The organism is Microcoleus sp. Z1_B2, assembly GCF_036700325.1.
GTDB lineage: Bacteria > Cyanobacteriota > Cyanobacteriia > Cyanobacteriales > Microcoleaceae > Microcoleus.
In genome coordinates this window covers 87,266-106,768 of sequence record NZ_JAUBOQ010000010.1, presented here as the reverse complement: position 1 = coordinate 106,768, position 19,503 = coordinate 87,266, and the positions used below count along the sequence as shown (strand labels likewise).

At 43.0% G+C, this 19,503-nt stretch carries 24 protein-coding genes; 9 read left to right on the top strand and 15 right to left on the bottom strand.

Features of this window, described 5'->3' with window-relative positions:
* Positions 1 to 40 precede the first annotated feature (40 nt).
* Genes csx19 through QT984_RS07995 form a run of 6 tightly spaced genes read right to left on the bottom strand, consistent with a single transcriptional unit; the run spans position 41 to position 7,341 of the window.
* Complete coding sequence (csx19, locus tag QT984_RS08020) at positions 41 to 658, bottom strand: type III-D CRISPR-associated protein Csx19 (RefSeq protein ID WP_333270247.1); 618 nt, start codon at positions 656 to 658, stop codon at positions 41 to 43.
* Complete coding sequence (locus QT984_RS08015) at positions 645 to 2,144, bottom strand: RAMP superfamily CRISPR-associated protein (protein ID WP_333373739.1); 1,500 nt, start codon at positions 2,142 to 2,144, stop codon at positions 645 to 647. Before QT984_RS08015 ends, csx19 begins: the two co-directional genes overlap by 14 nt.
* The gene (locus QT984_RS08010; RefSeq protein ID WP_333373736.1) at positions 2,141 to 3,718 is read right to left on the bottom strand and encodes an RAMP superfamily CRISPR-associated protein; all 1,578 of its coding nucleotides are present in this window, start codon (positions 3,716 to 3,718) and stop codon (positions 2,141 to 2,143) included. Before QT984_RS08010 ends, QT984_RS08015 begins: the two co-directional genes overlap by 4 nt.
* Positions 3,715 to 4,386, bottom strand: a complete 672-nt coding sequence (locus tag QT984_RS08005; RefSeq protein WP_333373733.1) for an RAMP superfamily CRISPR-associated protein — start codon at positions 4,384 to 4,386, stop codon at positions 3,715 to 3,717. The genes QT984_RS08010 and QT984_RS08005 overlap by 4 nt, the downstream gene beginning before the upstream one ends.
* The gene (locus tag QT984_RS08000) at positions 4,349 to 6,043 is read right to left on the bottom strand and encodes a Cas10/Cmr2 second palm domain-containing protein (RefSeq protein ID WP_333373729.1); all 1,695 of its coding nucleotides are present in this window, start codon (positions 6,041 to 6,043) and stop codon (positions 4,349 to 4,351) included. Before QT984_RS08000 ends, QT984_RS08005 begins: the two co-directional genes overlap by 38 nt.
* On the bottom strand, positions 6,040 to 7,341 hold the full coding sequence (locus QT984_RS07995; protein WP_333051717.1) for a Card1-like endonuclease domain-containing protein: 1,302 nt from the start codon (positions 7,339 to 7,341) through the stop codon (positions 6,040 to 6,042). Before QT984_RS07995 ends, QT984_RS08000 begins: the two co-directional genes overlap by 4 nt.
* Positions 7,342 to 7,456: 115 nt before the next feature.
* Between QT984_RS07995 and QT984_RS07990 the strand changes: the two genes are divergently transcribed.
* Positions 7,457 to 8,878, top strand: coding sequence for a TIGR03985 family CRISPR-associated protein (locus tag QT984_RS07990; protein WP_333373726.1), 1,422 nt, complete (start codon positions 7,457 to 7,459; stop codon positions 8,876 to 8,878).
* A gap of 90 nt (positions 8,879 to 8,968) precedes the next feature.
* On the opposite strand, the gene QT984_RS07985 is transcribed toward QT984_RS07990, so the two are convergent.
* Both QT984_RS07985 and QT984_RS07980 read right to left on the bottom strand, forming a co-directional pair.
* Positions 8,969 to 9,097 carry a hypothetical protein gene (locus tag QT984_RS07985; RefSeq protein WP_333209864.1) on the bottom strand — a complete coding sequence of 43 codons (129 nt, stop codon included), beginning with the start codon at positions 9,095 to 9,097 and terminating at the stop codon, positions 8,969 to 8,971.
* Entirely contained in the window at positions 9,094 to 10,014 is a 921-nt protein-coding gene (locus tag QT984_RS07980) for a cation diffusion facilitator family transporter (protein WP_333270230.1), read from the bottom strand. The genes QT984_RS07985 and QT984_RS07980 overlap by 4 nt, the downstream gene beginning before the upstream one ends.
* Positions 10,015 to 10,255: 241 nt before the next feature.
* Here QT984_RS07980 and QT984_RS07975 point away from each other — a divergent pair, with 241 nt between their 5' ends.
* Positions 10,256 to 10,603, top strand: coding sequence for a hypothetical protein (locus tag QT984_RS07975; protein WP_015174783.1), 348 nt, complete (start codon positions 10,256 to 10,258; stop codon positions 10,601 to 10,603).
* Positions 10,604 to 10,891: 288 nt separating this feature from the next.
* Here the strand turns inward: QT984_RS07975 and QT984_RS29770 are convergent, their stop codons facing one another.
* The 3 genes from QT984_RS29770 to QT984_RS29760 form a co-directional block, all read right to left on the bottom strand.
* The gene (locus QT984_RS29770) at positions 10,892 to 11,209 is read right to left on the bottom strand and encodes a hypothetical protein (protein WP_445243039.1); all 318 of its coding nucleotides are present in this window, start codon (positions 11,207 to 11,209) and stop codon (positions 10,892 to 10,894) included.
* A gap of 263 nt (positions 11,210 to 11,472) precedes the next feature.
* Positions 11,473 to 11,697: a hypothetical protein gene (locus QT984_RS29765; protein WP_445243038.1), complete on the bottom strand. Its 225-nt coding sequence runs from the start codon at positions 11,695 to 11,697 to the stop codon at positions 11,473 to 11,475.
* Positions 11,698 to 11,801: 104 nt separating this feature from the next.
* Positions 11,802 to 12,119, bottom strand: a complete 318-nt coding sequence (locus QT984_RS29760) for a hypothetical protein (protein WP_445243037.1) — start codon at positions 12,117 to 12,119, stop codon at positions 11,802 to 11,804.
* Positions 12,120 to 12,349: 230 nt separating this feature from the next.
* Here QT984_RS29760 and QT984_RS07965 point away from each other — a divergent pair, with 230 nt between their 5' ends.
* Positions 12,350 to 12,970, top strand: coding sequence for a group II intron maturase-specific domain-containing protein (locus QT984_RS07965; RefSeq protein ID WP_333051724.1), 621 nt, complete (start codon positions 12,350 to 12,352; stop codon positions 12,968 to 12,970).
* A 426-nt stretch (positions 12,971 to 13,396) separates the two neighbouring features.
* On the opposite strand, the gene QT984_RS07960 is transcribed toward QT984_RS07965, so the two are convergent.
* The 3 genes from QT984_RS07960 to QT984_RS07950 form a co-directional block, all read right to left on the bottom strand.
* On the bottom strand, positions 13,397 to 13,837 hold the full coding sequence (locus tag QT984_RS07960; protein ID WP_333051727.1) for a translation initiation factor: 441 nt from the start codon (positions 13,835 to 13,837) through the stop codon (positions 13,397 to 13,399).
* A gap of 109 nt (positions 13,838 to 13,946) precedes the next feature.
* Positions 13,947 to 14,450 carry a hypothetical protein gene (locus tag QT984_RS07955; RefSeq protein ID WP_333051730.1) on the bottom strand — a complete coding sequence of 168 codons (504 nt, stop codon included), beginning with the start codon at positions 14,448 to 14,450 and terminating at the stop codon, positions 13,947 to 13,949.
* A 910-nt stretch (positions 14,451 to 15,360) separates the two neighbouring features.
* Complete coding sequence (locus tag QT984_RS07950) at positions 15,361 to 15,483, bottom strand: hypothetical protein (protein WP_006633228.1); 123 nt, start codon at positions 15,481 to 15,483, stop codon at positions 15,361 to 15,363.
* A gap of 20 nt (positions 15,484 to 15,503) precedes the next feature.
* On the opposite strand from QT984_RS07950, the gene QT984_RS07945 reads away from it, so the two are divergent.
* On the top strand, positions 15,504 to 16,115 hold the full coding sequence (locus tag QT984_RS07945) for a DNA-3-methyladenine glycosylase (RefSeq protein WP_333209862.1): 612 nt from the start codon (positions 15,504 to 15,506) through the stop codon (positions 16,113 to 16,115).
* A gap of 49 nt (positions 16,116 to 16,164) precedes the next feature.
* Complete coding sequence (locus QT984_RS07940) at positions 16,165 to 16,464, top strand: hypothetical protein (protein ID WP_333051735.1); 300 nt, start codon at positions 16,165 to 16,167, stop codon at positions 16,462 to 16,464.
* Positions 16,465 to 16,591: 127 nt separating this feature from the next.
* Here the strand turns inward: QT984_RS07940 and QT984_RS07935 are convergent, their stop codons facing one another.
* The gene (locus QT984_RS07935) at positions 16,592 to 18,088 is read right to left on the bottom strand and encodes a glycosyl hydrolase family 57 (protein ID WP_333339612.1); all 1,497 of its coding nucleotides are present in this window, start codon (positions 18,086 to 18,088) and stop codon (positions 16,592 to 16,594) included.
* Positions 18,089 to 18,268: 180 nt separating this feature from the next.
* Here QT984_RS07935 and QT984_RS07930 point away from each other — a divergent pair, with 180 nt between their 5' ends.
* The 4 genes from QT984_RS07930 (at position 18,269) to QT984_RS07915 (ending at position 19,457) form a co-directional block, all read left to right on the top strand.
* A complete protein-coding gene (locus QT984_RS07930) occupies positions 18,269 to 18,580 on the top strand; it encodes a hypothetical protein (protein WP_333261241.1) in 312 nt (103 codons plus the stop codon).
* Positions 18,581 to 18,639: 59 nt separating this feature from the next.
* Positions 18,640 to 18,882 carry a hypothetical protein gene (locus QT984_RS07925; protein WP_333373721.1) on the top strand — a complete coding sequence of 81 codons (243 nt, stop codon included), beginning with the start codon at positions 18,640 to 18,642 and terminating at the stop codon, positions 18,880 to 18,882.
* Positions 18,883 to 18,972: 90 nt separating this feature from the next.
* The gene (locus tag QT984_RS07920; protein ID WP_333051744.1) at positions 18,973 to 19,101 is read left to right on the top strand and encodes a hypothetical protein; all 129 of its coding nucleotides are present in this window, start codon (positions 18,973 to 18,975) and stop codon (positions 19,099 to 19,101) included.
* Positions 19,102 to 19,157: 56 nt separating this feature from the next.
* The gene (locus QT984_RS07915) at positions 19,158 to 19,457 is read left to right on the top strand and encodes a hypothetical protein (protein ID WP_333051746.1); all 300 of its coding nucleotides are present in this window, start codon (positions 19,158 to 19,160) and stop codon (positions 19,455 to 19,457) included.
* Positions 19,458 to 19,503 lie beyond the last annotated feature (46 nt).

Here is a 19,503-nt window from a genome sequence, read left to right as displayed (position 1 = left end):
TAACAAGTGTTTTTGAAATTACATAACTGGTTACTACAATCTACTTTTTTGGATGAGAATATAAATCTACCAGGCGACTCAGATAAATTCTGGCTACACCGCTCTCATCATAATCAATATAATGACGTACTTTCAAACGTAAGGGGCGAGAATCTTTACCTTTCAAAGTAATCGCAGTTAAAGGTACAGCGTGTTTTAATCCTTGAGAACCATCGGAAACTAAACTAAATCCATTTGATTCTTTCTCAACTTGAGTTCCCCAAAGGATTTGATCTTCATCTGGTAGACATTCTGGTTTATTGTCATCTTGAACTAGACGTGCTTTCCAGTTTTGACCGACTTTCCAAAGCATAACTTCAGCATTTTCACCAAAGATTCGACATTGTTGGAGAGTAGGCGATCGCAATTTAGCCAATTGGGGAAATACATCCTCATCTCCTGATGTCACCAACTTGTAGTCATCGCCTCTAAATTTACCCCAAATTACTCCATCATCAGCATGAGCTAATAACCAAATTACTCTATCGTCACCATGAGCTAATAAGTTTTGAAATTGATACTGCTTTGCCTTAGCTTGTAACCAGTTGTACAAAGAAGGCGTATCCATAATATCCTGAGTATCTTCAAGGGTTTTGCAATCGGGTTTATTCATTAGCATTCAATACCTCAGTTGGATAATTGACTAATTTTTGAACAAATTTTTCTAATCTACCAGAATCGCTCACTACAAGGGGTTCTTTTTCACCTGTTTGATCGATCGTCCATACCTCTTTATGCTGTAACTTTTTTTCCCGATCCCAGATATACTGGGTCAAGGTTGCGTTTTTTCCCTGTAACCTTCCCCGCCCGATACTACTTTCACCTCCAACAGGTAAATCACTTGTCCATAAATCTTTCAGCAAGAGTAACAATAATCCAATTTCATGGTTGTATGGATTGCGTAACTCTAGTTCAATAGTGACAATGGTTTTATCACCACCAAAGATAGGTTGTTCCTCAAATAATGCACCGTGATACGCACCACCTGTAAAGCGATCGATCGCAATCCGATTTTGTACTAATTCAGTTGCATCTTTGATAACTTTTTCATGGACAACTAAACGGCTTGCTTTTGCCTGTTTGCTTTTATCCTTGCTAAAGTCAGGGCCAAATACTTCATCAATGATGCTTGTTGGCTTCTCAAGGGTATTAATAATCCTCTCAGCACGATGTCGTAATACTCCTGCTAAACTCGTACCAGATAATACTGATACTGGATTAGTTTCGTTATGTCGATGAGATTTTAAGTGTACAACATCAGGGGCGCGTCCAGTAGAATCTTGACCGGAACGGATCAGGAGAGAACCGACTAATTTGAATTCGGCGTGGATGAGGAAGCGATCGCGCTTATCTTCCTCATTCTCTAATGATACTCCCAGAGCTGTAGCAATTGATGAATAAGTTTCGCGATCGGGCAATAACTCCCTACACCAATGCTCAAACTTTAACCATACCATTCGCTCATCAGGATCTTCCAGATGAAAGTTCCAAACCTGCCACTCTTTGACATGACAGCGACCAAAACCGCGCCGCTTTTTCATGCCAATACTGATTTCACCTCGTTCTAAACCTTCTAAGGCTAATGCTAAACAATTAATTAATGGTTGCTGTTCTGTCTGAGCTTTATTTTTTTCTATGAGCAATTCAAAGTAGAGCGGAAATTCTGTTCCTGCCGCTAACAGTTCCACGTCATATTTATGGCCTGGTTTGGCTGTGCCAGTTGTGAGTTCAATTTCTACACCATCTCTTAATTCCACAGTCGGGATAGTGCTGCTAATAGCATCATTGATAATTAATGGACTTTGTTCGCCTTCAGGATCGCGACGAGTACCACCAAATAAGTTAGTAGCCCGATCGCCCTTTTGTTCCTCTACACCGTATCCGTGTTGGTACTCCCGCAAGTAGTTTCGCAAAGCACCTGCAATCGATGCACCAGTTAAAAGCGCACAGTCGCTCACGCTATCTCTCAGCAATGCGATATCCGTTGGACTCTCTGCGTCACCGCTTCCCAAGCAAGTCGGCGTATCTAAGATTAACGTACCCCGTACAATGATGCGTTGGGTGATCGGGCGGTGACAGCGCTTTAGACGTTCTTTAGTCATCATTTTTTCTCCTTAGTTGCCTTCTTCGCTACCGCCATAATCAGCCGCAGCGTATATTTTTCAGCTAGCTTATCCTCTCTGGCGCGATCGTCATCAAACTTGCGCTCTACATCAGCAATTTTTACTTCTATTCCATTAATCCAATCAGTCGGATTCCCCAGCCACTCGTCTAGCTGTTGCCTGAAGGATTTTTTGTCTGATTCATTACCTATTTTTGTGCGATCGAACTGACTCTTAGCATTCGATGGTAAGTTGTTTAGCAGCGAGATAACTAAACTACAATCCCCATTGGGAAGCCCTTGTCGTGCAACAGATTGTAGTCTTGACAGTTGGCTGTTACTGATGCCATCATCCAAGCTTAAAGGTCCAACCTTTTTTTGAAGATACTCCTCTAGTTTTTGCTCTAATAATCTTTGTGCCATCTGTTCAGCCAAAAGCCTTGATGCTTCATCTTTCAAGGGAGGCAAACTAGATGTATCAGATGACTTCGCTAAACTGGCTGAAAAAAGAAGATTTTTCAGCCCATTTGCAGCAATTCGACCAAAACCATCTTCTCTTCTCTCTCCAATTCCCCGATCTTCAAGTTGTTGAATTTGTGATTCATTAATCTCAATACCTTCAAAAACCATCACACTTCCTGCTGCCAATGCTGGCACTTGAGGTAAAGGCAATCCCCATTTACGGTTAAATCCACCAATTAAAGTGCTATCAGCAAAAATATTGCTAGGTTTAGGCAATGAGATGTTTAATACTTCCTCGACAGCTTGTTTGATTAACATCGGATCTGCTACAGGTTGACCGCATTCATCCCTTAAAAGCGTGTCGCTGAGAAGTGTAATGTTTAAAACTTCGTCATTATCTTCGCGTTTTTCTGCAGGAACTCCAATTTCATTCCAAGCATTAAGAGGTTTTGGATCGATAATCTTGGTATGTCCGTATCCAGCACTTTTAGAACCTCCTAACCATAAGTTAGGTTCTGCTAATAAATCTTGAATTGCTGTTACGTCTTCATCTTCGCAGAGAATGACTGATTGAAAGATTTGTCCCGCATCTAGGGCATCGTAGCGGAAAATTTCACCTTGATTATCTGTAGAACGTCCTTTTTGGCGATCGCGAAAATTATGAATATTAATCCGTCGCTTTTCTTTGTATAATTTTATCGCTCCCCGTTCCTTAGTCCAGAAGTATTCACCCACAGATTTAGGAGTTTCTGGATCGTCTCCTCTCTCAATACTGAAATCATAGACAGTTATAGGTAAATCCTCCTTAAGTTCTGCATCCTTATCCTTGAACCAACATAAAGGTAGGGGAAGAGTGCGTTGCGGTTGCTTTTCGTAACTCAAAAGATAAGCATTTAAGTAGCGGGTACTATTGGCATCAAAGAAAAGTCGCTTCACATCCTTATTGGTTAAATCCAGTTCGGACAAGTGATGCTGCCTCATGTAACGCCCAATAATTGCACCGCGAATCATACTGCCCGGAATGTAAGAGTACGATACATCGCTGTTGGGATCGCCTTGAAATGAAGTGGCGAGAATTGGTTGCTGAGTTTGTAATGTTAAAGTAATTGCTTTCATGCAACTTTCTCCTTAATTTTTTTGGCAAAATAGTTAGCATAGTGATGCGTAATGTCATCACCGTTTGCATCATCATGTAACGTACATTGCACGTGACCCCGACCTCGATTGCGTCCGCTACCCAAGCGTCGGAGTGCCAACGCACCAACTGCTAAAAGCGATAGCATTTCATCACTTGGCCTCTTCTCAAAAATTAAGTCAGCCGTGAAACACAGGTCGCGCAAAACTACACGAAATGAACGCAAACTCCCCTCATCCGGTGTACCAGATTGTGGGTCTATAGAAGTTTGACGACGGATAGTTGTTAGCGAATCAAGTACCTCTGTTTTTGTTAAAGTTTCATCCTTAATCTGGAAAGCAACAGCTTGACGTAAATCCTCTGGCAAACAAGCATCGCCTACATGAACTGCACCCATTGTCCCGATGGTACTACCCAACGTACCGAACAAATCGCAAGCAACTCTTTCCCAAGATGGGCGATGATTAGTCAACATTGCAATTAAGTTATCGCCTTCTTCGCTCAGCAATCCCTTGAGAGTACGTCCCCGCAAGTACGGAAAACCAAAAGGATCGTGTTCGACTTCTTGGTCAATTAAACCTGCGACTCCATCTCCCCGTCCAAAAGTTGTATCACTCAGCAGTTTGATTTTCATTTGGTAAATCGGCATTTGATTGTTCCCTCAGTGAGATATAAAAGTCCATTGCTTCAATGGCATCAAAATAACCACAAACTCTATCTAGCCAACCATCTTTAGCTAAATTCTCACTACGACCACTAGATTCTGGGAAAGTTGGCAGTTGCTCATCCTTTATTCTGTAGTTTTTGAGAAACTTCTGAGTTACATCAATTCCTTGTCGCAGTACATCTCTTAAAGCAATCACCTTATTATGACGACCGTTCCATTCCTCATCTTCATTGAAGTGTTTGACTACTTTTGTGAAGCCCTCCCAAGTACGCCAATCGCTATCGATTTGTTTTTTTAAACTGATAGGCCGCATTGATAAACTACCTGCGGGTACTTGAAATTCGCGCTGACGAATTTCAGAAATCGAACCGCTTAATCCACTGGCTGCTAAATGCCAATCCAAAGCTGAGAAATCTTTTTTACCAAATTTTTTCTCATCTTTAACAAACCCTTTAGCCTTGCGACACAAATCTTCGCTTAGTTGATAAGCTCGTGCAAAGGGATAGTGAGTCTTAACAACACATATCCCTGCACAGGCAGTGAGAGGATTTTTACCATTTTCATTGCCTACAACTAGCTGTTTCTCAAATTCTTGCAAAAAAATTGCCGCGAGTTCTAATCCCAATCTTCCATCACAAACGAAGGTAATGTCATCACCACCGTAGACTAGAGGACGGAAGGGCAAGTAATTATCTTTGATCTCAAACTGACCCTTTACTTTTCTTTTTCCCTCGGAATCTACCTTAATTGATTTAACCAGTATCTCTACCACTTCTTTCAGCGCATCAATACCAGCCTGATTGACGCTGTGGGATAGTTCCCGCATGGCGATAATGTAGTCTCGATTACACTTATCTTTGCCAAACTTTTGAAAGCGTTTACCCATACCATTGCCATCAGCATGAATCACAGCCGAATAGCTGGAATCTCCTTCAGAACGACCCATCTCGTCTGTTCTTAGAGGGAATTCATAGGAACCTAAAGAAGTGACAAACATTTGTTGCAACTTATCGTTAGCTTGAGGAACAAATTTGAGTTTTGCATCAATCTCTGTTGAAATAAGATAGGGTGCGTCATCCTCAAATGGCTCGCTCATCTTTACGCCAACTAACTGAGTCGATCGACAAGTTGCAGTCACACCCAAACCCAGCAATGGTGCAGAGGGTATCCGGCTGCGCTTTTTGGCATCTAAGTCATTTTTCATCAAATTCTGAACGACATCATATAGAGATTGACTATCCCAATCAAATTCTTGATGAACAGCTAGAAGATTAATTCCTGGTGCCTCTTCTAAGATTCGCTTGCTCAAAATTTGAGTAAATTGCACGGCATATTGCTTGTCTGAAAACAACAATACTGTATTGCCGCCACCTGCATAAACTAATTCAGCAGCTAGTCCATCATCTTCAATACGTGGTTTGGCATCTGGTTGATGCTTTTTAGGATATTTAGGATTGAAAGCATAAACTTTGCGATTTATATCTTGGCGCGCGAAGGTATCTAAAGCTTCTCTAGCCCAGTCATCTGTTGCCTGAGAAACTAGGTAAGAGGCACCAATATTTTCGCGCAGGCGGTTACTACCAAAAATGTAGGGTTGAATTCCTGTTGTGTCTAGTACAGTGACAGTAAAATTTTTCATCTTGCATCCTCATCATTTTGCTTAATCCATTCTGCAATCCTGCTCGCTAAATCCATTAGGTCATCACGTCCAAATACGGCGATTTTGTGGTTTCTTTGCCCACTTTCGGGAGCCGGGTTAAAAACATTTACAATTTCTGTTTCAAGGGCGTTAACATCTTTTTCGCTAGCACAACATACTAGAGCCACTCGCGCTTCATCCCCACCGAGTTGTCGCGCTCTGATGTAAGCTTCAAATAGCTTCGACTTGCAATCAGATTTACGAGCGATCGTTGTACAAGAGATCGCAAATAGCTGATATCCTCGCATGAAGGCAACATCAAACTGAAATTTAGTATTTTTCGGATCGATTGGATTCCGAATCCAAAATGAAGTAGCGCTATCGTAAATAGATAAGTCTTCAGGAATTTCTTGCACTTGTTGTAAAACATAATGCTCTAACCATTCGCCGTCTAACCATTTACAGGCAGATTCTAAGCTTTTAATTCCTTTCTCCTTGATAGCATGAAGTGATAAATTTTCACCCACAACTCCTAAGTGACTCAAGGTACTCATGATGTTTTCCTTAGACTTCAGTTTCTCAAGGCTCAAAGTAGAAATCTCTGTTAGCTTAGTTTCCTTTTTCCATTTATTTTTATCTTTTTCATCTCTTGCTGCTTTCCGCAAAACTTCATTACACCAATCACGCCATAGTTGCACTAAATCACCATTATTATGAAATTCAGCAAAGGCTTTTGCAGCTTCAGGTAATTCCGGCTTGTCAATAGGATCTGACTTGTCTTGCCACGTCCATCCGTGTATTTGAAACACTTTGGCAAGTTTGACTGGCAGCACTTCTGGTTTAACTTTGATCGGTTTGATGGGAGTGTTCTCGCTGTTTATGCACATCTCCAATCTACGCGGGTCAAGATAGCTAAACACAGTCTGGGGAAGCTCTTTGCTAAAAACTGCTCTGTAAGCGTGTACAGCCATCGCCTTCGTACCGCCCGTATAATTCAATCCAATTTTTCCATCCTTGATAGTTTCTAGCTTAGAGCGAATTGCCTTTTGAATCTGATAGGCATCAGCTTCGCCATCGTTGAGCGGCACAAGTTGAGCTGTCTTTAAACCAATTGGTTCCCTACTCAATATTGTTTGCAGACACTTGGCTGGCTTCTCTGTACCAGTCGTATACACAAGGTAGGGCGTACCTCCTGGATTTAACAAAAGTCTCGCTGCTACATAGTTAGGCAAAGGGTTCTCGCCAATCAGCAAAAACAGGTGGTCAACTTTGTACTTGTCGAACTCAGATGTACTCATAAAGCCTGTCTCTCCGTCTTGCTCAACTTGTACGCCAATTATTGCATACTATCGGAAACACCCCCTTCCGATCGCCCTTACGCTATAAAACACAATTTAAATCCCTCAACCCACCATGAACCCAACATTTCGCAATCCGCCACACCCCAGACTCCTAGAGGATTTCGCCAACGGAACTCTCGACCAAATGCAAAATCTCACCCGCGCCATCAGGTTATGGGTTTTGGTAAGTTGGCTGTACAGCGACGAGGGATATATTGCCCTTAGCAGCCCCTTTACCTATGCTGATTGGCGCGAAGCTTTCTTTGGCAAAAATTACAAAGATGAAAAGCAGGAAGATATTCTTAACTATCCCGACCAAAATTGTGCCTGCAACAAAACAACGCAACAGTGGTTGACAAAAGGGAATGTATCTGTAAACGAGTGGCGGCATTCTTTGCGAAAACAAATAGCTATTACCGATGCTGATTTAGACAAGCTCTTAGCAGAAAAGTTATTCGCTCAGGTGCGAAAATCGCTGCAAAATGACTTCGATTTATTGGTAAGCCGGAATTTGCTACAACGATTAACCAGCGTGACTGGTAGAAGTAAAAACTACCGCCGAGTTGAACAAATACCGCCAATTTCCAGCCCAACAGAAAACCCCAATACAGACACCAATTTGACTCCAAAAACACAGGCTTATCTCGCTGCTACTTTGGGGATGTTTAGTTTTCTCGACCCAAGTTTGCCTTTATTGGCCGACCAATTTTCAGAAGAGGTAGTTGATGAAGATAATCACCGCGTTTTTTTGTACGTTGATTATCTCGTACCCGAATCTAGTCCCATGCAAGATGCTGTCGATCAATTTCAGAGCGAGTTGCAGGAAATGTGGGATTCTCAAAATATCGCTCCTTTGCTATTAACTTATCGCAGCGCTCATCAAAATCAGATTAAAGAGTGCGTTGTTTATCCTGTTTGTATTTACTTTATGGATCGAGCTAAATATTTGTGTGCCTACGGCAGCACCCCCAGAGGTGAAATTAATTGGTACAAATATCGGCTCGATCGCATTATTTCAAAACGTCTAGAATCCTTGGATTGGCAAGATTATCGGGTTCCCCAATTACTCAAGGAAAAATATCAGGAAAATCACCTGCCAACTCCCAAAACAGTTAACGATATGTTAAAGGAAGCTTGGGGCTGCGATTTTTATAAAGAAACTGCGCTGATGGTATTACGGTTCGATCGCACTTTTCATCAAAGTTATATGCAGGGAATCAGCATTCACTCTACCTGTAACGCCATAGAGTACGATCGCGCCGCCACATTAATCACACAATATACTCCCAACCCAGAACATCGATCGGCACTTTTACAAATCCTCCAGTCTCGCCCAACCGACGATGCTTACTACCAAGTCACTTACCGAGAAACAGACTACTACCCGCTGAGGTGGTTGCGCGCTTTAGGTTCAGAAGTCGAAATTCTGCTACCTTGGGACTTGCGACAGAAAATGGCCGTAGAAATCCAAAAAACTCGGAACTTGTACCAATAGTCTTTTGCTCGATAATTATCAAAGTTATTGTGGAAAACTTGCCGATTTCTGTGGAAAACCCCCCTTTTCCTGTGGAAAACTGCTACTAAATTAAGTGCGATCGCTCTCACCCGATTGATAGGATTTAAAAAATTGGAGGAATTGCGGTAAGTAAAAATACTTTCCCGATTCTTCAATTAATCCGTGTATCCGTGTCAAAATCACTGGTTGTGCCTTCATTTTTCAGCATCGTAGCTAATTTGGTCGGACTCGTAAGCCGGCGGCTCAACGTGAATTAAGATGCGTACAGGGCTGAAACGTTCTTCCAAACGGGCTTCTACTTCTTCTGTAATCCCGTGAGCAGTTTCTACATCGACAGCATCGACAATCATGTGCATATCAATAAATACTTGACGCCCTACAACCCCACGGGAGGCGATCGAGTGACAGTTGACAACCCCCGGTACATCGATCGCGATCGCGTGAATAACTTCCGGTGCGATCGCCATTTCATCCACCAACCAAGGCAGATTTTCCCTTAAAACCTTCCAACCGCTGCTAAACACCAAAATAGCCACAGGAAAAGACAAAAACACATCCAGGAATTGTAATTGAGGTATATTCCAAACCTGCCCTTGCCAAACACCAATCAACCCGCCGATGACCATAATTGTCACCCAAACATCGCTCATCGTGTGCTGAGCGTCAGCCACTAAAATCGCGCTACCGAGACGTTGGCCAACCCTGCGCTCGTAAAAAGTGACAAAAATATTAATTCCCAGTACAATCAACAAAATCCACAGTTCATTTGGGGATATTTTGACAACTTTACCCCCGTTAATCAGCCTTTCAACAGCACCGCTGAGAATTTCAAAACAGGCAATTCCCAGAAACGCAGCTATTCCCAGAGCTCCGAGAGCATCAAATTTTTGGTGTCCGTAGGGATGATCGCGATCGGGCTGCGGATTGGCATAATGATTAGTTACCAATCCTAAAATATTATTAGCGCTGTCCGTGACGCTGTGCAAAGCATCTGCCAGCAAACTGAGGGAACCAGTCAGCCATCCCACCGCTGCTTTAATTGCCATCACCAGCAAATTTAGCAATAAGGTAATTATTAAAACCTTGCGGACTTCGGAACGGTTATCGGCAACCATAAAATCTCCTCGCTCGGCCGTCAAGTTTTCTGGTTTCTAGTTTAAAGCTTATCAAGTCATAACAGGTTAAAACTCTTGCTGAATCTAGCTTGCGACTAGATTTATATTCATTAATTTAGCCTAGCTTCTTGAGACAAATTTTAATTAATAGCAGTTTCGCCGCCCAATTTAGTTGGCTGGTACTTCTTTTAGGTTATTGTATATTTTATCATTAACAATAGTATGTTAAATTTCATTGCCCATGTCTCTTTCTCCGCTGACACTGAATTTAGTCGAAGGTTCTGTCTCCTTTAGCTTTTCCCCGCAAGCCGCGCGGGATTTGCAAAGCGAAATTGCAGCTTTGATGGAAAGCTTGAAAGCTGTAGCAGCCAAAACCGCTGGCGCTAAAGCTTCTCCCCAAAAACCGATGGAATATCGGTATGCAGGAGATGTCTTTTTGGAGGTTTTCTGCAACCCGAATATCTGGCCAACTCCTTTTGCTGCGAAAGTGCTGATTACGGTTCGGGACGATCGCGTGCGCGTCACCACCGAAGCCGAACTCAGCCGCCTGCGTGACGATCTCGCTCAGTATATCGAACAAGTCGGTTGAGAATCTCAACCTGAAACCCGCCCGTTTGTCAAGGTTAAATTCCCATTAGAATCATTGGGGTTTTGGCTTCAGTAGGGTGCGTCAGCTAGGGTTCTTTTATCGATAATTAAGAGACTCTCTTCTGACGCACCCTAGGACTAATTGGCTTCAGTAGGGTGCGTCAGCTAGGTTTCTTTTATCGATAATTGAGCATTACTCACAAGTTAAGCTAAAAGCACTATTGTCAATGAGTAATCTTACTCATATTTTACCTGTTGACCCAATTAAAATATGACTCCATTTGTTCCTTTATTGTTGAAAAAAAATTGTTAGGGACTTCTTTGAGTTCCATGGAAAGGAGAAATAATTAGCCTGACATGAGGTTTTCATGCCTAGCTTAACAATCCCTACATCTTGATTTTTAGCGTAGGCAAAATACTTAACTAGGTCAGAAGCTAATCCTTTTTGATATGCCACAGAAAAATGAGACCTTCCCCGATAAATCATTTCTAATGAAACACGTTCCATTGACACTCCTAATTCATCCGCAACGGCATCTCCTAAGTCTACCAAAACCGCATAAAATAGCCAAGTATCCCAAATCTCGATCGGGATTCCGTTGGACAAACCTGTCCATAAATAACTTAAATTTAGGAGTCTATTTACTGTACAAAATGCGTTTTCTATTCGCCAGCGTTTTTGATATAAATCTGCTACTACATAGGGGGCAATACTTCGGGTTTTCGGACAGTTTTTAGATAAAATCGCCAGGAAGTCTTGGAGCTAATTTGTACTAAAATTATAGTCAGATATGGTGTCTGTTTTGTGCCTGCACCTATTTTAATTATCTGGTATTTGACATCATAAGTATTGGTTAATACCCGCTCGATTTAATAAAATGCACCTTTCTTAATTCGAGTGAGCAATCCAATTTCTTGCTCGATTATTTGTGACCAAAAAGCGAAGTGATAGAAGCCTCGATCCAATAATAGTAAGGTTTTAGGCTTAACTGTTTTTAGTAAATCTTCCTCCCAATTAGTATCTGCTTGTTTGGGATTTTTCCCAAACCAAATTTCTTCGGGAATATGAGTTACTAGGTCTATGATTACTCCCATTTTCCGGCTAATTGACCAATTGGCACATCTGATAAAATTTCGAGTTTACGAAACAATGCTTCTAATGTTGAGCCGTCAGCTATCCAGATATTTTAAAAGTTTTTTCAGGCAAATTGTACGCTATCTGGTAATGGTCTTGATTTTCTTGTTAACCATTTTTGTCGAAAATGAGGTAGTAATTGTTTAAATATTTTTTCAAATAAAAATGCGGTCAAAGTTAAAAATCTGAGCGATAATGCTTGTTGACTAATCTTTTGTGGCTCACACCATAAAAATCCCTCTCTATTTAATAATCTGGTTAATTCTGTTACTCCTGCTACGGGTCGCCATAATAAACTTAATATTGCTGCCATCATTAATGGTAGTGTCAGAATTCTATCTCTTAGATTTAGTTGCCGATAAAAACTTTTTTGGGCCGCCATTGCCGGAATTAATAAATCTTCCAGGTGATTCGCGATTACTTCATTTTCTACTTGGGGACGTTTTTTTTCTTTTCATGATCTCGGTTGATTCGTTTTTTGCGACTCATAACTGGTTCAATTATCGCTCAACTGCTTGCCCGGTAAAGGTTTCATCCCATTTTACCTTTGTTGGTCTACCCCCTTGACAATTTGCACTTTTTCTTAACTTGTCACAAATGTACATAGTACAGATGGTTGCGACTTCCTTGGGTGGAACTTCTCAGTTAAACCTGTCGGGTAAATTCATTTCAACACCAAGTCAAAAAGCTACAATTAGCATTAAGGCAAAAGTTAAAAAAGTGATAAAAGATAGTCGTTTCACTCTCGAACATCGAATCAACAACTGTGGTTCGGTGCTAAGAGGGTGGAGAAATTACCATAGATTCTGCGATATGAGTCAACACAACCTGTGGTCACTGCGCTATTGGTTATGGAAATTCATTCGGAAACAAGGAAGATACAACCGTTATCAAACCAATAAGGTTATAAAAAGAGCACTTCCTGCGGTTAGTTGGTCAGCCTGCAAGTTTGTCATTGTCAAGGGAGATAAATCACCCTATGATGGCGATTTTGTTTATTGGTCAAAACGAGAGAATGCTCACTACGATGGGATAACGGCACGACTTCTCAAGAAACAGAATCACAAATGTACAGAATGTAATATATCGTTCATGTCAGGTGATATTGCAGAACTACACCATATCGACGGCAACCATAACAATTGGAAACCTATAAATTTGGAAGTTCTACATCGTGAATGTCACCAGCATCAGACCGTTCATGGTCAGGTGAGAGTCCGAACAGCGGGTTAAACCCGACTTACTAGGTGTCAGACTAGGAGCCGGATGCAGTGAAAGCTGCACGTCCGCGTTCTGAACCAGAGGTGTCGTGTGGTAACACAGGCATCGACCCTAATTGAAGGAGATGTGTCCTCAAGCAATTGAGGCATCGACTCTAATCAAGTGAACAAACCTGACGGTCAACTGAGTACAGTTAGACCGCAGGCTTCTTTTTCCTTTTTTTCAAAGGCTTTTTATAGTGAGGTAGTTCCACCCCCACTCGCTAATATAGTATCAGAGTATTTCCCGAGCATCTTGGGGTATAAAAGAATAATTGTCGGTTTCGGTACCGAAACCCGACGAGCCTTTCATCCCAAGGAGTAATTCCCAACGGGGTACGGGGTTCCGCGCTCTGATTAATCCCCTCTAAATATACGCCCAAGACTTCCCGGCTGGTAGTTAACTAAACCCTTCCTCATCCGCCGGGTCGCCGTAGGGGTCTTCGCTGGCCGGAGTCAGGTTGCCGAACATTCCAGCATCCGCTACGTAGTCTGCGGGGTCGCCGTAGGGGTCTTCGCTGGCCGGAGTCAGGTTGCCGAACTGTCCGTAGTCGGTACCGGCGTAGTCTGCGGGGTCGCCGTAGGGGTCTTGGCTGGCTGGAGTCAGGTTGCCGTACTGTCCGTAGTCTGCGGGGTCGCCGTAGGGGTCTTGGCTGGCTGGAGTCAGGTTGCCGTACTGTCCGTAGTCTGCGGGGTCGCCGTAGGGGTCTTGGCTAGCTGGAGTCACGTTGCCGTACTGTCCGGGATTTGAGGCATCTTGGTAATTGCCGTCAGGATCGAATTGCTCGCTGTCTGGCCCAACGATCGCATCTTTTAACTTCCGCAAAAATCCGTCTACCATGATAAAGTTCCTCTTTTTTTAGGTGTTGAAAAACGACTGTTTTAGATTGGGAATCCCACATTTAATTGAAAGTCAGGGAACCTGCAATCTAAAATCTAAAATGCTTAGACTACTGTGCCGGAACAGGACTTGTAGCTTCAGGCAAGCTAGTAAGGTCTCGACCAGTATTTTGGTTGTTGTACCCCTGGAATTCGCGGTAACGCACTGCCTCGGACTCCGGAACTGTAATTCCTCCCGGCGGGGGCGTTACCCAGACCGCGCGATTCTGGGCATCGCGGTAGTAAACGCGACCGTTTTTGGAAAGGTAATGTTTTCCCTGCGGCCCCTTTTCTTGTTTATTTTTGTACTGATTGTAGATGTAGTAAAGGGCGGCGGCTCCTGCTAAAGTAATCCCTACTTTTTGAGCATTGCTCAGTCCTTTTTTCGCTTGTGGGGAAGGAGTGGGGGCGCGATTAGTTTGCACTCCTCCAGCGCGAGTGTTGTCAACAGGAGGCGGGGGAGCGTAAGTTCGCTCGTCAGAACCGCAAGCACTCACAAAGGGAAAGGTCAGCAGCGTTGTCAGCAGCAGAGCCATGAAGCGCGATCTTTTGGGTTCGGGTTTGATTGTGTTCATTGCCGCTCCGAATTGTCGGGATTATAGGTAGGGTGTGTTCTGGCGAGGTTAAGGAACCTGAGCTGCTGCCAACTGTTTTTAGAGTAAATTAATTTCTCAAAGCAATTTTGACCAAAAAAGTAGTTGCTGAGAATTTATCAACAGCGCAGGTACGGTATTGCGTTTCTAGATTAATCATCCTCAAATCTCTTGATGATTTACTCATTCCAGGGATATAAATAAAGTTTCTTTTATTTCAGTCTGGAGGTATATGCAAATGCGCGCCTTCGGGTAAAAATAAATTCCGTTTATGGACTGCTCAAAGCAAAGTGAAGCAGACGGAGGGGGGCGAGTGCCAAGCTCAAAGCAGCACTAGCGAGGGAAAGGAGGCGGGATTTATAAGTTAGGCGGTGTTTAATTTCGCCAGACTGCTTGTGGGAGATGCCTGTATTTTTTTGTGGGAATTGTGGAGAGGTCGATCGCACTATTGTAGAAATCTCTTAACAGCGAGACAAAGCCCGCGAAGCTTTTCGGATATTTAGGAAAATAAATAATTTATTTACTGCTGGATTGTCGATCGCAGTTGTATTTATTGTGGCAAAAAATCTAATTTTTTATAACCAACAAAAGCAACTCAAGGAATTGCTGCAAACCAAACAGTGCGGCGAGCGACAGTTCGCTTAAATTTGCCGGGATGGGCCGAATTCGAGAATCCTAGCTTGCAAGAAAATCAAATGCCAGATGGCAAAATTCACCCTTAATGGCAGCCCATAAAACAATCTGGTGTGTCATTACTTGTCAACTTCTTTTCATTCTTTCCGCTCTCTGTTTCTCTTTCTCTGTGTCCTCTGTGGCCTCTGTGGTTCATAAAAAAAACCGCCGACTGACTGACAGGCGGCGGTTTTTTTAAGCAACTAACAATCGCCTAAAATTAGTGAGCAGAACCGTTACCGTGATACTTGTCAGTATCGTAGAATCCGTTTTTTGTGCCAAAGAACAGACAACAAACGGTGAAAACTGCTGTCAAGACTGCTAAAACTAACTTAACGTCCATAATTTACCTGCTGTTGTTGAGTGAGTGCAAATACTCAGATTGTAGAATCTTTTTGGCTGGCGCGGCCATCTACCAGCGTAGCGCCAGATTTACTGGGATGCTCGCTGGTGCGGCAGTTTCCTGACGGCGAGACGATTCGGGGAATGATTGTCGAAACCGAAGCTTACGGGCCCGGAGATCCCGCTTGTCACGCTTACCGACAACGCACTCCTCGCAATGAGGTGATGTTCGGGCCTCCGGGTATGAGCTACATTTACCTAATTTACGGGATGTATCACTGTTTTAACGTGGTGACGGATGCAGAGGGAGTTGCTAGTGGTGTGCTGATTCGAGCTTTGCAGGTAGATGTGGTTCCCCAAGAATTCGCTGCAATTCCTGAGAAGAAGCGATCGCGCCTCGCCGCCGGGCCTGGGAAACTGTGTAAGGTACTGCTGATCGATCGAACTTTAAGCGGTTTTCCCTTGGGTGCAGGCCAACCGCTGCGATTGGAACACCGGAGCGAGCAATTTCAGCAAGCTGTGGAGGAGGGTACAATAAATTTTGTCCAAACTACGCGGATCGGGATTTCTCAAGGCATGGATTTGCCTTGGCGCTGGTATGTAGGGAACTGTACGGCTGTGTCACAACTCTAGTAATGTCAAAGGTATCAGCGTAAATTTTGTAGCTTATCTTCGTGAAATTATGGCTTACTCTTCTGAAAACCCGATCGTCCAACTCAAAAAATGCCTGACGCTGGCTCAGGATGTTGGTAGTCACAGTGAAGCCAACCGGGCATTCCAGCAATTGTGTGGGATTATCGATGCTGAAAACCCAATGGCGGCGCAACTTTTGGAGATGCTATGGGAAGAAGCAATTATGGCGAGGCGATCTGCCTTATTTTGGCAGCAAATGAGCGATGTTGAGAAAGATATGGCTAATAGAATGATGGAAAATATGACGCAGATGCGGCAGAATTACTTGCGGCTGATGCAGGAAATGTAGGAGTTGGTAATTGGTAATTACTAATTGGTAATTTTTCGGACTTTGCCAACAGGCGTAGGGTGCGTCAGCGCCGATATTTGATACCGATCGAACAATTTGTTTCTGACGCACCTTACAATAAATTCTCCTACTTCATTAAAGCAGCGCCGCGGTTGTAAAGTTCGCGGGCGTAATCAGTCCAAGTTCCCTGTCCCCAATAGCGGAAACAGCTTGTTTGCACCAACAAATTGTAAAGCAAAGCTTGCTGGTATTCAAACTGCTTAGTAACGGTGGCATCTTGCTGCACCAGCGGATCGTATTTTTTGTGAAATGCAGCGCTGAGTAGATTCATCGGTTCCAAGACATTTTCGTAGCCTTTCACCCAACTCAAATCGTTTGTCCAAGAAGCACCATCCATGTGAAAATTATGGTCGGTTTGCTTGAGTTGGGCGATCGCACTTTCCACTTTTTCCGGCGTTGCACTATCAGCATCGACTAGGTGCCAGATTTTGTGCTGGTTAACCCCTTGACAAATCGGATAATCATCAGGATTAACACCCGCCGCTTCAATTATCTCCAAATATTCAGTGCCGTTTAAACCAACAACACCGGATTTTCCCCCCCCTTGTTCGCGGTTTTCGTGCCAAGCTTTGACAAAAGCGCTGGGAAATTCATTCATCATCACGCCGCCATTTTCTCCGTCAGCAATCTGAGTGACTAAAGAAGGAACTGTGACATTGCCAATTTGCTGTTTATTGCGTCCTTTTGCTTCGTAATAAGGCTGCATTTGACCGACCAATTTCGTATCCGAACCTTGAGTTTTAATCAAAGCCGTGATGCTGATTTTTTCGCCGTGAGAATTGCGTGCAACCAAACGGTTGGGAATATATTTTTGGTCTTGCGACAATCCCGAACCGTCTGGATTTTCTACAGAATGTTCTTGCACCATCAGCCAGCGATAGCCGCATTCTTTCAAAGCTTTGATGTATTCGTAAAGTGTATCAGGGTGATTTGGAAAGTGCATTTCTGGGGGCGAAAAACCTTTGACGCGCTTCAGAGCATCAATGCCAAAAATTGCCGCAAAATGATGTTGCCATGCTTGAATTTGGAGCTTGATATCGGGGATTGGAGTTGAGGGAATGACGGCGTGACTCCACATTGTCCCCAGCCATTCTACGTGAGGTTGATATTGAGGATCGCAGGTAATCCGCTTGAGATTATCAAAGATATCGTCGCGTCCCATTTGGCGCAATCCCCACAATAAGTTGCCCGAATAGTCGAGCATAATTCGCGGGTTGCAACCTTCAGCAATTAGTTGGGGAATGAATTCTCCCATGCGAGAATAGCACCAAGCAAAGACTCCGGCGTTGTGATTGTCTCCTTGGTTGGGATGTTCAAACATATGCTGGAGATTGCAGATTAGTTCGCCGTTTGCACCGGCAGGAATTGTCGGTTGGTGCATATGCAGGGCGCAGGCGAATCCGGCTTGAATATTTTCCAGGCGCAGATTTGTGGTAGGTAGAAAGATTGGTTCGTTGCTATTGGCTGCGGCACTGATTTCTGCTTCGGAGCCGCAAATGTTGGGTAATCCTGAGTTGATTTCTTGTAAAATGGGTAAATTGGGAGATTGTGCGATCGCAGGCATAAATTTTTCTCAACAATTGTGGAGGGGCGCTGTCTGCTATTGCTAAGATAGCTAGATACTTTAACAGTAGCAGAGGATGTCTGCCAAAGATAAATTTCACAAGATAAGTCCGGGAGCGTGGCAGCTCCTTATCTTGGGTAAAATGTTTAACACATTTCAGGTAAATAGGCGAGGTAAATTATGAAATACGAAATCAAGGTTTTGGAACCGACGGATTTGTGGTACATCCAAAATAATATCAATCCAGAAACGAAGAAGTTTTATCATCCCACTAAGAATATTCCGTTGGTTCAGCAAGCGGAAATTAATTTGAATAATTCGGGAGTAATAATTCAAAAAGGTGCGCTGCATTGGTGTATTGGAAAATTGACCGAAAGCATCCAGGATACCCGCCACGTGATTCATCCGTCCAGAAATAAAAAACCTGTATCCGATGAAACTTGCCCGCCGAATTTATCTCGCGCAAGTCAATGCTTCAATTCTTTAATCTAAAATCTAAAATCTAAAATCTAAAATCGATTGACGGTAGGTGGAGAATTGCTGTTACAGCTTTGCGCGAGCAAAAAGCTATAGTTGTAGCTGCTACAAATTCACCGGCTAAGGTTGTCGAACTCAAACAAGGTGAAACTTTGATAGCTGATTGCGATTTGGTGAAAGGATTTACCAAGGGGATTGAAGAAGATTATCGAAAATTAGGTCATTTTGGCAAAGGCGGTGGAGAGGGTTATGTTTGGTATTATCAGGGGAAAGGTAAATTATTAATATGTGAAAATGATGCTATGGGTTTGGGTTGAGTTGTTGCATTTTTTTCGATCGGTATGAGAATGATGAGTGGGATTTATGTAAGATAAGGAGGAAGAAAGATCGCACACAAATTTGCAGGCATGAAAGTGTCTGAGATTCTCAAAGGTAAAAAAGGTAGTATAAAACAAGCACAGCTTCCGGCAAATTCGCCAAGTTGGGAAGAATTTAGCGAAATGATATGGGAGCAAATAGAAAGAGGTGCTGAATAAAATATACCCGGCTTTAAGATGGTTCGCAAATTGTTGAGCGATGGGAGATTTGATAGATGAAAAATAATGGATTTGACCAAGTAATATTATTTTTGCAAAAATTGCAAAAACAGGCTATCGATTACAGTTTAGCGCATCATCGCGATGAAGCTCTGATGGTAATTGTAGCTGTACCTGGGGAACGGTGGGAAATAGAATTTTTGAGTGATGGTTCGGTGGAGGTAGAGAAGTTTGTCAGTAATGGAGAAATTGTTGGAGAAGAAGCTTTGAGTGAGTTATTCGATCGCTATTCGGAACTAGACGAGACAAATGGCGATTTGACTCAAAAGATTGAGTTGACAAATGCGAGAAGATGAGTTATGTTTTGCGGAATTTGCGATCGAGTTGCAGCCATGCCGAAAC